Consider the following 12,962-nt stretch of genomic DNA (forward strand, 5'->3'; position numbering starts at 1 on the left):
TCAGATTGAATTATCGATCAGGTCCAAATACAAGATTGGCAGATTGTTTGGCTTGTTCAATAACCTCCATCACCTTCTCGCTATGCTCAAGCATAGCTGTGACTTTCTCCAGATCTTGTTCACGAATCATACGCTCGAATTCAACAAACTCGTCATACATGCGATGAGGATGATCCTTAATATCTACCCGAATCGGCGTTTCCTTATGCAGCGCAAGATCAAAGGATTCACATATGTTGGCCGAGCTCGTCATGTGGATATATCCTTTATTGCCCTGAATGTTCATTGCATTGGGCGCTGTGCTGTCTTTGGAGCCTATGCAAACACACTTGAACTCACCGTAGTCCAAAAGCAACATACCTGAAGTGTCAATCCCGCGTTCCATGTTGGCCCAGTACTCCACCTTTTTCGGGCTCCCGAAAAGACCCACAACCAGATGAATATTATACAAATTGATATCCATCAAGGCTCCACCAGACATTTCCGGATTAAATGCCGGCAGCACTTCTCCAGCCTGAAAAGCCTCATAGCGGGATGAATATTGGGAATAGTTACACTCCACAATTTTGATGTCACCCAGTTTGGGCAGATTCTCCTTCATGGACAAATAGTTCTTCAAATATTGGTTTGTGATGGCTTCAACCAACACCAGCTGTTTTTGCCGTGCAATCTCTTTAAGCTCAAGAAATTCTTGCAGATTGGAAGTGAACGGCTTCTCACAGATCACATGTTTACCGCCTAATAACGCTTCTTTGGCATATGCATAATGAAGATGATTTGGAAGTCCGATATAGATCGTATCCACTTCATCATTCGTAATCATTTCGCTATATTCTGAATGTATTCGAGCAATTCCATACTGCTCTTGCAGAGTCAGCAATTTATCCTGATGAGCAGGTCTGGAACATATGGCCTCCAACGTAATCGCAGGAATTTCATGAATAAAGCTTAATAGATCCCTTACAATCATTCCAGCTCCGACAATTCCGAGTTTCATATTAGTTACACTCCTCCATACCTTTTTCTAATATTTCCATAACCGCGATTGTTTCTTGGTCTTGAATCACTTTTTCTTTGCCATGGTGGATGGCTTCATAGATATCATCGTACACTCTTGCATAATCGCCTTGTTCAGAAGTTACTTTTTCTTCATGATATATTCCTTCGTCATCCAGATACGTCAGTACGCCATAATGCTGAGGCAAATCCTTACCAAAATCGGGATGTCCTTTGGGAAGGTAAAATAACTTCAGATGTTCCTCTTGACGATCCTCCGTTTGTTTTACGAATACCCCCTTTTTGCCGTATACTACAAAACTCGGGCGTGGCTTTAAGCGGAAAAAGCTGGATTTGACTGATACTTTCAGCGAAGAATAATAAAAGTCCAGATCGAAATAATCATTCATTCTGCCAGGCCCCAGCAATTGACGAACATCGTAATATATCTTGTCCGGTTTCCCGAAATAGGATAATACCTGATCAATGGTGTGAACACCGTGCCCGTATAAATAACTTTTGTATTTGGAAAAATGGGTGGTAACATTCGGGATCTCCGGTCGATAATAATCGTAATGCATCTCCACTTCCAGCAAATCGCCAAGTTTTCCTGATTCAATCACTTTCTTGGTCGTCAAGAAATCCGAATCATATCGTCGGTTCTGATAACATTGAATCAAGAGATTTTTTTCTTTGGCGTACTGAAAAATGGAATCGGCTTCTTCTTTGGTCAGCATAAAAGGTTTCTCCACAAGTACATGTTTTCCGTGGTCGAGGGCCATCTTTGCATACTCATAATGGGATTCGGTATGTGTACAGACCACGACCAACTGAATGTCATCGTCATTCATTAAAGCTGCAAGATCATCTGTATACAGAACGCCAGGCGCCTTCTCCCAATCCGTTTTCTCCGGATGACGGGCGTATATCGTTTTTACGTTCAAATGATCCCGATTCAATGAAAAAGGAAGATGATAACGATTTGTACTTTTTCCATTGCCAATGTAACCGATGGTTAACATATGAATTCCCCCTTAGGCTCTTTTTCATTTATTATAGAAGAAGAAAATCCTCCGGAGGAGCTTTGAAGAAATTACGGTACATTTGACCAATAATTCGTATTTCGGATGCCCTCTTTTTAAACATAATGTTTACTGGACGCTCTACATCAACGTTATTTCAATGAATCCGGGGTGAACCTGTTGAAAATATTGACCCAATTAACAGACATGAACAACTTTACACCAAATGAAAAAAGTATCGCTTCTTATATTCTGACGCATAAGGAGCTAATGCTTCACTTCAATATTCAAGAGCTTGCCAAAGCTACATACACGTCACATTCTGCCATCAACCGCTTAACTCATAAGCTTGGACTTTCAGGGTTTAAGGAGTTCAGCATTAAGCTTGCCCGAGAGTTTCAGCAGGATGCTCAGAACATCTCCAATGTCGATCCCAATTATCCGTTCGCTCTTGGTGAATCTTCACTCCAGGTGGCAAAAGATATAGCTGAACTAATGAAAGAAACGATTGAGAAAAACTTTGCTTTTATGGATGAAGCCTCTCTAACAGAAGCAGCCGATTTGCTGGATCAGGCGAAACGAATCTTCATCTATGCGTTGGGGGATTCTCAGATTCGCGCGAAGAGCTTTCAGAATAAATTGATTAAAATCAATAAATACGTCGTGATTACAACAGAGCTATCCGAATGGGCTTACCATACCATAAATCTAACGGCACAGGATTGCGCCATTTTTCTGACCTACCATGAAAAATCGCCCATTTTCCTAAAGGCAGCCCAACATTTCTCGCGTGAAAAAATTCCATTTATTACGATTACCGCGAATCATCAAAGTGAGTTGGCCAAAATGAGCACGATCTGTATCCAGGTGCCGAATGACGAAACAAAACATGCAAAGATCGGTACATTTTCATCACAAATTGCCTTTGATTACGTATTAAACGTGATTTATTCCTGTATTTTTCAAATTGACTACGCCAAAAACATGCAAATGATTACATATTCGTTGAAGAATTTCCATTTGGAGGAGTGATATGAGAGGTCCGGGTGTAAAAGCAGGTAATTACAACATACCAAAAAACCTTCAAGAACGAAGTCTTGAAGGCTTTTTGGTATGTTTTTAGAGTACTTTCTCCAGGAAGCTGATCGTCCGTTCATTTTTTGGATTTCCGAATATTTCATCAGGAGTGCCCTGTTCTACAACATATCCACCGTCCATGAAGACAACCCGATCCGCAACTTCACGGGCAAAGCCCATTTCATGGGTCACGATAATCATCGTCATACCTTCGCTCGCAAGATCCTTCATTACACCAAGGACTTCGCCTACCATCTCGGGGTCAAGTGCCGAAGTTGGTTCATCGAATAACATTACGTCCGGATTCATGGCAAGCGCACGAGCGATCGCTACGCGTTGTTTTTGTCCGCCCGAAAGCTGGTTGGGATAGCTGTCTGCTTTATCCGACAAACCAACCCGATCAAGCAGACGCAATGCCGTCTCGCGTGCTTCCTGTTCTTTTAATATCCCAAGTTCTCTGGGTGCAAACATAATATTTTTGAGCACGCTGAAATGAGGAAACAGGTTAAAGTGCTGAAATACCATACCTATATTCTCGCGAGCCTTGTTAATGTTCGTTTTGGGATCATTTAGATCCCGATCATCTACAATAACCCGTCCAGCTGTGATCTCATCTAACTGGTTAATGCAGCGCAAAAACGTACTTTTCCCTGAACCGGAAGGTCCAATGACACAGACCACTTCACCTTCGTTGACCGAAATATCGATGCCTTTCAACACATGATTCGTGCCAAAACTTTTCTTTAATCCTTCTACTTTAATTTTACCCACGACGAACCCTCACCTCCAGGTAGTCAGCAATTTTAGTCAATGTGATGATAACAATCAGGTACATAATCGCAACAGTCAACCAAATGTCGAAAGAGGCGAATGTTCTTGCGATAACAATCTTCCCGGATTGCGTCAACTCCACCAGACCAATGACGGACAAAATCGACGTATCTTTCAATGTAATAACCATCTGATTAATAAATGAAGGAATCATAACCCGTATGGCCTGAGGGATTACAATCTTTATCATCGCTTTGCGATAAGGAAGTCCCAATGACCGGGCGGCTTCCATCTGTCCACGATCAATTGATTGAATTCCACCGCGAATAATTTCCGTTACGTACGCTCCTGCATTCAAACTAAGCGTTAGAATGGCTGCCAGGAACAGTGGCATGGTGAAGCCCATCGCCTGAGGAATCCCGAAATATATAAAGAATGCCAGGACGATCAACGGTATTCCGCGGAAAATATCCACGAATACAGTAGCAATCCCGCGAAGGACCTTATTCTGTCCCACTTTCATAAAGCCAAAGATCAAGCCGATGATAAAAGCGAAAAACAGCGAAATAATCGTATATAAGAGGGTATTTCCCAGACCTTTGAACAGTGCCGGCAGAGATTTTTGGACTAATTCCCAACGACCTTGGTTTGCGACAACGGCATTTTCACCAAGGTATTTCTCTTTAATACGATCATACTCTCCGCTTACCTTAATGTTCGTTAGGCCGTCATTAAACATCTTTAGGAGTTCCTGGTTCTGTCCCTTGCTTACCGCAAATCCGTAGGAAGCCCCGTCTTCTTTCTTGGTCACAATTTTTAAACCGTTATTCTGATTTACCCCGTAAGCCAGTACTGGATAATCTTCAAAACACGCTGCGGAGTTCCCCGTCTTTACATCGTCATACATTTGCGAAGAATCATCAAACGGAACGATGGTAAAGCCGTATTTTGAGGAAATAGATTCAGCAAAGCTGTACCCTTCTGTGCCCGTCTTCACGGCGACTTTTTTACCGCGAAGATCTTCGTAGCTTTTTACGGTATCGTTATTTGCGCTCACACCCATAACTACACCTGAATCGAAATAGGATTCTGAAAAATCAAACTTTTGTTTTCGTTCATCCGTGATACTCATCCCGGCGATGACGCCATCCACCTGATTGGATTCAAGAGCTTGCACAGCCGCATTAAATCCCAAGGCTTTGATTTGATAATTAAAGTTCTGGTCTTTGGCGATCGCATCCAGCAAATCCATATCGATGCCTACATAATCCCCGTTTTCATCTTGATATTCAAACGGTGCAAATGTGATGTCCGTGCCGATCACATAGGTTTTACCTGAATTGGAGTTTGCATTGGCATCCCCCGACCATCCGGATAACCCCACCACTAGGAGCAGAATTAGTGATAGTACAAAAAATGAGACCTTGGTTGTTTTCATATGTCCTCCTCATCTCGGTGTTCTCCGAATTCTAATCATTTTCTTGTTATCGATGTTACTATCGTACATTTTTAGGTGTCTTTGCACATTATATTGTTATTATTTGCAGTATATTAACAATCAATGCTTTCCCTAACATTCTTCACTTTCCTCCGCAACGTTTGATTTGACATGCACTTAAAGATTCACGTTATATTTACCCTTCAGGACAGGTTTTAAAAACCTAAATTGAACTTAAATAAAAAAGTCGCCATATAGGCGACTCTGTAATAGACAATATGATGATCTTCCAATGACAATTGCCAAAGGGAATTTAATCTTTCTTTATAAGATTGAACACTTCGGGTTATTCGTCAGCGAATAATTTTGAAAGTGGATTTTCCACTTTTTTATCCAGGGTTACCTTGCCCGTCTTGTCCAACACATAGTACTGATAATAAGCGCTGCTGAATCCAATGGATTCCTGCATCTTCATCATGAATGATTCAAGATTCCCACCGTTCAGATGATCTTCATTCCAGAAATAGTGCAGCATCAAACGATTTTGATTATAAGGATGTTTGATCACATAGGCGCCAGCAGCAGAAGGTTGGTTCATCGTCGTTTTCCATTGAAAACCGATATGGGTAGCACGGTCCATAATGCTGGATTTTAAAGCTTGTACAAAACCATTTGATTTGGCGTTGCCAAGTACAATCAGGTTGCTGGCAGCCAGTTCCTTTTTCATTTTTTGCTTCAATTCCTGCCGGTCCCGAATCAGGTCATACTTCACTCCGCTTAAATCCAAAAGAGTTGTCAGTTGGTTTACCATGGCTTCCTGCTGTTTGTTCGCTGCCTTGCTCACCTGATCACTGAGCACAATGGCTAATGGCTCACCTTGAAGGGCTTTATCCACCACACGACTCATCGTTTCAAAAGGTAAATTCGGAACCTGAGTTAATGCTGATTCATACAGCGATTGAAACTGATCATGCAGATATGCCGTTCTCTCCTCATTCGACAGTTGATATTCGGGCTTCAGCGCAAAATTAGGCTCATATAAAGCCGTCTTCATATCATTACGCGCCTCTTTCCCCAGTACATCTTCTATCGTTTGCAGAAGTCCGTCAATCGTAGCGTTTTGGTACACATAGCGTTTAAAATACTCTTTCATAAAGGCATCGAATTTCTCTTCACCTACCGAACGGTACAATTGGTATATCGCTTGGCGGCCTTTATCGTAATAAACGGGGCTTGCCCAATCTCCCACCTCGTCATTGGTTGAAGCAATGGCCTTATCCACAGTGGAATCGTCAAATTGGATGGACTTGAAGCCATTCATCGTATCCCCCTGCTTCTCTGAAAAATACACTTTGGAGAAATCTGCAAATCCTTCGTCCAGGAAAGACTCTGTCTCCGAGTTATTCCCGATTAACGCATGAAACCACTGGTGCGCGATTTCATGCACAAAAACCGTGTCCTGTTCTGGAGCAGAATTTATTCCGATTTGCCCCATTTGGATGAGTCTTGAATACTCGATAGCTACACCTTCTACATACGATTCAACAATCCGGAATTCAGGATAAGGGTATTTACCGTATTTATCACTGAAAAAATCAATGGCTTTGAATGCTTGATCAATATATCCGTCAATGATCTTTTTCTTACCTGGCTGGTTATCAAAATAATAATACTCTACGGTAAGGCCATTCCGGGTTACGCTGTCCACTTTGAAGTTCGGGCTGGCAAAGAAAGCAAACTCCCTCGTATTCTCGGCTACGGTGGATACCACTTTGCGTCCAGTCTCTGCATCATCCCGTGTGGTTATCGTACCAGGCATCACTACCTGATATTGATCTGGAACATTGAACTGAACTTCGTAATCCGCGGAAGTATAATAATCCGTTTCAAATGTTTTACTATAAGGTTTGCTATCCCATTCATGCTTGGCCTCGTCATAGACTGACATTACAGGGAACCAATGAGCCCCATTGATAATATCTTTGTAATACGATAACCGCTGTGAGCCATAGGGAATCTTCAGATTAAACTGGACCTGAACCGACACGGATTCACCCGGCTGAAGGGGTTGCTCCAATTTCACCGTCATGGCTTGGTTTTTATTACTGAATTCAAGGGCTTGTCCGTCGGTCGTCACCTTCTCAATATGAATGCCTCCAAGAAAGTCTTCCGGTTTCTTATCAGGGTTATTTTTGCTAATCTCTTCATTGGAATGTGTAAACATGGTGGTCTGTGTCGATTCCGAAAGGTTGGCATCAGCATAAGTATGAAAAACCAGTTGCTTCAATGTATCTTTGCTTGTATTCCGGTAAGTAATGGATTCACTCCCCTCGATCGTCATCTTCTTCTCATCCAGCCGGGCTTGAATTCGATATTGGATAGGCGCTTGAGCCTGAATATCTTTTGTGGCCTGTGAAATAGCAGATACAGGAGCTGCTTTGGCGGCAGCACTATCCGTACTCATGATCGGGCATGCGGTCAGAATCATAGCGAGTGCGCTGATGGCTGTTATTCTGATTCGATTTGATGTGTATGAACGTGAATGATAGATATAAATCTCTCCCTCAAATGATTTTTGAAGCTCAGAGGCAAGTATAGAAGATCAACCTTACACTGCTTTAATGCGTATCTTAAATTTCGTTTAAAAAAAGAAGCTGTTTGTATTAAACGAGCATGAGCACAGAGAGCAAAAAAGTCGCCATTTAGGCGACTTTTAGTGATTGTTTTCTTTCCCGATTTTCAATTAAAGGTGTCACATACAAATTATAAATCAGGTACGAATCCAAACATTCATTCTCCCTCTTGTCGATACCCCATCGCATACTTCATCTCATATTATCATGAAAATGAAATTGAAAAGTGCGTCCTTACTTCACCGAAAGCAGGCTGTCGGAGATAAACTTCAGCTGACCTTCAAGCGATACAGGGTCGTTGTAAGTATCGGAGGTCGGATCAAGCTGGAACACATGGCCCTCTTTGACCGCAGTTAGATTTTTCCACACCGTATTGTCATACACAATCTTCGGATCAGTTGTATCTCCTGACCACGGGCTGGTGAAAATGATGTCGCCTGCATATTCCGGTAACACTTCCATCGAGATTGAGGCCCAGCCTGTGCCACTGTCAATTGCCTCTGTCTGAGCCCTTTTTGGTGCCTTCAGGCCAAATTCGTCATAGAGTATTTCACCACCACGACCGTAATTATGCCCAAATACAAATAATCCTTTGGCGTATGGATTCAAAATGGAAACTGTACGATCTCCCACAGCAGCAAGTACTTTTGGCTTCAGCTCATTGATCTTCGCTTCCCATTGCGAAATCCAGTCTTTTGCCTGGGCTTCTCTATTGGTCAGTTTCCCCATCTCCAACATGAGATCCTTGAAATTGCGCTTACCATATTGGAACTGTACCACGGGTGCAATCTGCGACAACTTGTCGAGACCTTCCATCCCCGTGTATGCGATGATCAGATCAGGCTTTAGGCTGATCAGTTGCTCGGCTGTTGGCTGCTCTCCCAGATCTGTTGCCCCCTCACTTTTGAGCTGATCCTTGATGTACTTGTTGTTTATGGCGCCTGACGTTGCACCGACGACTGGAGCATCGAGCGCAACAAAGTATCCTGTTGAAAATGCGGTCAGATCGATAATCCGCTTCGGCTCCACAGGTACTTCCACTTCACCTGCATCCGATTGATATGTAACCGTCTCTCCTTCGACATCTGTTGTGGTATCGGCATCAGACGCAGAAGTTGAATCGGTTGATGATTCCGTGTCCGCAGCTCCGGTTGTTGTGGTCTCCGTTGTATTGCTTGTCGTTGCGGACTGACCGCATGCACTCAGTACAAGCAATATAATGAGAGCAGCCATAAGCCATATCGAGTTTCTTCGTTTCAGCAAAATAAACCCACCTTCTTCAAATGATATTGATAATCGTTATCAAACATACCATGCAATAGTACATTTGACAAGATGCTTTCATATTCGACAAAAGACATAACAAAAAAACACCTACCAAGGCAGGTGCTTCGACGCATATAAATTAATTTTAAAACAGGCTGCTTCCCAGTTAGATTAACGGCTTAATCATTCAGCCCTTTTCCATCCAGAATCTGCTGCATAGATTTCTCAACCCTGGACTCGCGTGTTTTGGCTTGCTTGGGTTGCGAAAAATAAAAAAGGTATGCTCGTTGACGTCCAGGCGTCAATGCTTCAAATGCCGTTTTCAAAGCAGGATTTTCATCCAGTTTCGTTTGAAACTCTTCTGGAACAGCATATTCTGTATTCTTTTTGAGTTCCACTTTCAATCCGGCCTTTTCAACCTCAATGGCTTCAAGAATGTACTCTTTCAGGATAGTTTCCATGTCAACGATTTGTTGAAGATTGGTGAACCGGATCTGGCGAGCAGCTTGTACATTTTCTGTTTGTTGAATTAGAATACCCTGCTTATCCTTTAACAAGGCTCCTTTATGGAAAAGAAGCGCACAATACTCCTTAAATCCATGTATGATAACGATGTTTTTATTCTCCAACGTATAACAAGGATGCATCCACTTAAAGTCTTCGGTTAGCCCGCAGGAAAGAACGATCTCTCTTAGCTTCTCCGATTCTTCCTTCCACTTCTTTGCTTTGTTTAAATATCCATCCACCTTGGGATTTGTTTTATTAGTTGTCATCAGGGACCATCCTTCATCATGCTAGTCATATTGAGTTTTTCGAATTGAGTTTTAAAATAATTCTTCTCTTACATATGATTGCCAAGAGAAAGCAGTTAATTTCATTCGAAACCATGTAGTGTCGCTTAAATATTATGACACCATTTGGCGTCAGGTCAACACTACTATTAACTCATATACATATGTCCTTTGTCCCACCTCTTATCCCTTACTAGAAAGACCGATAATAAAGAAATCAAAGTGAGAAAGCCCCTAGGATTTTGCGTATTGTAAAATTGCCGCGGCTGCACGGATTCGCAGATCTTCTTCTTCGCTATGCAATGCCTTTTTTAGAACATTGAGCGCTTCTTGAATAGTACCTTCATCTACTCTAACTGAAGAATCATTATCTCCTTCAGTGGTTTCGGAGGTGATCGAAACCCAAGGTTCCAGTTGAGCCTGAGAAATTGGATGTTCGAATTTCGCAATGATTGAATAATGACTTACAAGTGCAAGTACTTTGTCACTTAACTCTGCTAAGGGAATACGTCCCAGCCAGGTAACACCTCGTCGATGACATATGTATTCCTCTCCGGTTCCGTTGGAATCATCGTAAAAATAATCGCCCAAATCCCCAACATATGCCCATTCATCATCATTTATCAAGACATAGTCCCCATCCTGCATGATGTAGACAAAAGTATGGAGCGTATCTAAGACATCACTAAGTTCTGCCTTTCCTATCCTGTAGCGTTGAACTAGTTGCGCTTTCCATTCTTCTGTAGACTCGTGCTCCAAATCTCCTGTCGCCGGCCAACCAATGCCGATAAAGTTATTCTCCAGGAACGACGCGGTCCAGTCGACCTCTTGCCATGTAGATTGTATATGAAACAGATTCATATGATTTCTCCTCTATAGTGATTTCAGGATTTTAGACTAAGTATATACTCCAGACATTCATCGCTGCATTAAAATTAATCAAAGATTGAACTTACTATATATGTTCAACTAAACATTTACACGAGAACGGAGAGGACAGAAATAACCTGAAGAAGCGAAGCGTTCGCCTTTATCCCCGGATTTCCCCTTTTAAAAAAGGAATCAAAAAAATCTGGGGATAACAGCGATCGGAAGGTTGTTCTGTCATCGGAGTGTCAGTGTAAATATTCATTAGTTGAACTTATATAGCTAATACAAACCTGACTCTGGTTCCGCAGCATCCATTCAATACTTGACTACCTACTACACGTTGTAGTAAATTGTATCTACTACGTAGTGTAGTAATAACCTTCGATATGGACGCATAACGAAGTTAAGGAGTGTTCACCGTGAACCATCTTCAAAAATTATCGGATACTGAAATGGAGCTGATGGAAGTGATCTGGGAGTGTGAGCCACCTGTCACCTCCACCGAACTGCTGAACATGTTTTCCCAAAGGGGTAAAGCTTGGAAGGCGCAAACCATCTCCACCTTTCTCTCTCGGCTGGTAGACAAAGGGGCCCTTACAGCTACAAGGGATGGACGGACCAACAAGTATGTCCCCCGTATTTCGCCCGAAGACTATAAGCTATTGGAGACGCAACAAGTTCTGGACGGATTATATCAAGGCTCTGTAAAAAATTTGATTTCAGCTTTGTATGATGGCGACAAGCTTTCTGATCAAGACATTGCAGAGCTGAGACAATGGTTTTCAGAAAAGTAGGTGTAGTCAATGAATACCATTCTTGTATTACTGTCTACGCTGACTGTTGCCGGAAGTGTTGTTGTCGCTTTCATTCTGTCTTTGCGCCTTGCTCCCTTTCAAGTCATTCCCGCAAAATGGCGTTTTGGAATTGGGAAAATGGCTTTAGCTTTGTATCTATTGCCCATCTTTCTGGTCTTTAATTGGATTTTTTCGTTGTTCACATCCAGTACTACAGTAAACGAGTTACCCTTAAATGTTCAACAAGTGTTACCTGGACCATTCAATCCGGCTCCTGCCATCCAGGTACAGACCATTTCAGCAAATGTAGCTCTCGCTTTAATATGCTTATGGGTAATCGGGGTCATAGCTTTTGCAGCATGGCAAACATATTGTTATCACAAGTTTCTCAAGACATTAAAACTTACGCGAACTATCGTTCCGAAGAACAGTGAAGTTGCGATGCTGCTCCCTGTAATCAAGGAGAATCTGGGTCTCAAGAGCGAGGTTCGGCTTGCTTACAGCGCTCTAATTCGCAGTCCTTTTCTAATGGGGTTGAGGAAACCTACGATTTATCTGCCTCTGAAGAATTCTGAAAGTGTGGATATCGGTATGGTGTTCCATCATGAACTGATCCACTTGAAAAGGAAAGACCTATGGATCAAGGCGCTCATATTAGTAGCCCGTGCATTGCATTGGTTCAATCCATTGGTTCATATGCTTTCCAAAGATATTCATACGTGGAGTGAACTGTCCTGCGATGAAGAAGTTGTACAGGGAATGTCCCTTGCGGATCGTAAACGCTATGGGGAAACCATCCTGAACGTAGTGGCAGGATCAAGGAATTTACCTATACAATTCTGTTCCTCTTTATCCGGGGACGGCAAACAACTAAAAAGGAGATTAACTTTTATGCTTAACGTAAAGAATGTGAACAAGAAAACCTTTGTTATAGCGATATCGACGCTATTTGTTGTTGGTGCAATTAGTACAGTGACAACGGCTTGGGCTTCCAGCAATACTCCGAGGGTGGTTGCGAGTGAAGAAGATTCCGCAGTAATGCGCCCATCGCAGCAAACTGCTGTCCGTGAAGAAGCTCCTGCAGTAACACGTCCATCGGCTCAAGAGGTAGTTCGTAAAGAAGCTTCTGTAGTAACTCGTCCAGCAGCTCAAGAGGCAGTTCGTGAAGAAGCTTCTGTAGTAACTCGTCCAGCAGCTCAAGAGGTAGTTCGTGAAGAAGCTTCTGTGGTACCAGCGCAAGCAGCTTCCCGTCATTAAAAGCAATTTCATGAAATTACAAAATAAATAGGCTTGATATAAAGACT

General features: G+C 42.4%; 11 protein-coding genes. 3 read left to right on the forward strand and 8 right to left on the reverse strand.

The window, feature by feature from the left end:
* Nucleotides 1-10 precede the first annotated feature (10 nt).
* Both BMW94_RS06850 and BMW94_RS06855 read right to left on the reverse strand, forming a co-directional pair.
* Nucleotides 11-997, reverse strand: coding sequence for a Gfo/Idh/MocA family protein (locus BMW94_RS06850; protein ID WP_090996153.1), 987 nt, complete (start codon nucleotides 995-997; stop codon nucleotides 11-13).
* 1 nt (nucleotide 998) lies between these two features.
* A complete protein-coding gene (locus tag BMW94_RS06855; RefSeq protein ID WP_090996155.1) occupies nucleotides 999-2,018 on the reverse strand; it encodes a Gfo/Idh/MocA family oxidoreductase in 1,020 nt (339 codons plus the stop codon).
* A gap of 180 nt (nucleotides 2,019-2,198) precedes the next feature.
* On the opposite strand from BMW94_RS06855, the gene BMW94_RS06860 reads away from it, so the two are divergent.
* Nucleotides 2,199-3,050 (forward strand): MurR/RpiR family transcriptional regulator, encoded by an 852-nt coding sequence (locus BMW94_RS06860; protein ID WP_090996158.1) that lies wholly within the window; start codon nucleotides 2,199-2,201, stop codon nucleotides 3,048-3,050.
* Nucleotides 3,051-3,137: 87 nt separating this feature from the next.
* Here BMW94_RS06860 and BMW94_RS06865 read toward each other — a convergent pair whose 3' ends face one another.
* The 6 genes from BMW94_RS06865 to BMW94_RS06890 all read right to left on the reverse strand — a co-directional run bounded on the left by BMW94_RS06865 (nucleotide 3,138) and on the right by BMW94_RS06890 (nucleotide 10,855).
* A complete protein-coding gene (locus BMW94_RS06865; protein ID WP_090996161.1) occupies nucleotides 3,138-3,866 on the reverse strand; it encodes an amino acid ABC transporter ATP-binding protein in 729 nt (242 codons plus the stop codon).
* Complete coding sequence (locus tag BMW94_RS06870; RefSeq protein ID WP_090996166.1) at nucleotides 3,859-5,304, reverse strand: amino acid ABC transporter substrate-binding protein/permease; 1,446 nt, start codon at nucleotides 5,302-5,304, stop codon at nucleotides 3,859-3,861. Before BMW94_RS06870 ends, BMW94_RS06865 begins: the two co-directional genes overlap by 8 nt.
* 346 nt (nucleotides 5,305-5,650) lie before the next feature.
* On the reverse strand, nucleotides 5,651-7,768 hold the full coding sequence (locus BMW94_RS06875) for a M1 family metallopeptidase (RefSeq protein WP_254790140.1): 2,118 nt from the start codon (nucleotides 7,766-7,768) through the stop codon (nucleotides 5,651-5,653).
* 403 nt (nucleotides 7,769-8,171) lie between these two features.
* Nucleotides 8,172-9,200 (reverse strand): ABC transporter substrate-binding protein, encoded by a 1,029-nt coding sequence (locus tag BMW94_RS06880; RefSeq protein WP_090996172.1) that lies wholly within the window; start codon nucleotides 9,198-9,200, stop codon nucleotides 8,172-8,174.
* A gap of 182 nt (nucleotides 9,201-9,382) precedes the next feature.
* Complete coding sequence (locus BMW94_RS06885; RefSeq protein ID WP_090996175.1) at nucleotides 9,383-9,976, reverse strand: YdeI/OmpD-associated family protein; 594 nt, start codon at nucleotides 9,974-9,976, stop codon at nucleotides 9,383-9,385.
* Between the two features lie 252 nt (nucleotides 9,977-10,228).
* Complete coding sequence (locus tag BMW94_RS06890) at nucleotides 10,229-10,855, reverse strand: hypothetical protein (RefSeq protein WP_090996178.1); 627 nt, start codon at nucleotides 10,853-10,855, stop codon at nucleotides 10,229-10,231.
* Between the two features lie 428 nt (nucleotides 10,856-11,283).
* On the opposite strand from BMW94_RS06890, the gene BMW94_RS06895 reads away from it, so the two are divergent.
* Both BMW94_RS06895 and BMW94_RS06900 read left to right on the forward strand, forming a co-directional pair.
* Nucleotides 11,284-11,658: a BlaI/MecI/CopY family transcriptional regulator gene (locus tag BMW94_RS06895; protein WP_090996181.1), complete on the forward strand. Its 375-nt coding sequence runs from the start codon at nucleotides 11,284-11,286 to the stop codon at nucleotides 11,656-11,658.
* 9 nt (nucleotides 11,659-11,667) lie between these two features.
* Nucleotides 11,668-12,915, forward strand: a complete 1,248-nt coding sequence (locus BMW94_RS06900; protein ID WP_090996184.1) for a M56 family metallopeptidase — start codon at nucleotides 11,668-11,670, stop codon at nucleotides 12,913-12,915.
* Nucleotides 12,916-12,962 lie beyond the last annotated feature (47 nt).

The sequence above is a fragment of the Paenibacillus sp. OK003 genome, from assembly GCF_900109515.1.
In the GTDB taxonomy this organism is placed as follows: domain Bacteria; phylum Bacillota; class Bacilli; order Paenibacillales; family Paenibacillaceae; genus Paenibacillus; species Paenibacillus marchantiae.

What these genes read in the sequence shown, in the direction of transcription:
- BMW94_RS06850 (WP_090996153.1), bottom strand. Translation starts at nt 997, where the DNA reads ATGAAACTCGGAATTGTCGGAGCTGGAATGATTGTAAGGGATCTATTA.
- BMW94_RS06855 (WP_090996155.1), bottom strand. Translation starts at nt 2,018, where the DNA reads ATGTTAACCATCGGTTACATTGGCAATGGAAAAAGTACAAATCGTTAT.
- BMW94_RS06870 (WP_090996166.1), bottom strand. Translation starts at nt 5,304, where the DNA reads ATGAAAACAACCAAGGTCTCATTTTTTGTACTATCACTAATTCTGCTC.
- BMW94_RS06875 (WP_254790140.1), bottom strand. Translation starts at nt 7,768, where the DNA reads ATGAGTACGGATAGTGCTGCCGCCAAAGCAGCTCCTGTATCTGCTATT.
- BMW94_RS06885 (WP_090996175.1), bottom strand. Translation starts at nt 9,976, where the DNA reads ATGACAACTAATAAAACAAATCCCAAGGTGGATGGATATTTAAACAAA.
- BMW94_RS06890 (WP_090996178.1), bottom strand. Translation starts at nt 10,855, where the DNA reads ATGAATCTGTTTCATATACAATCTACATGGCAAGAGGTCGACTGGACC.
- BMW94_RS06900 (WP_090996184.1), top strand. Translation starts at nt 11,668, where the DNA reads ATGAATACCATTCTTGTATTACTGTCTACGCTGACTGTTGCCGGAAGT.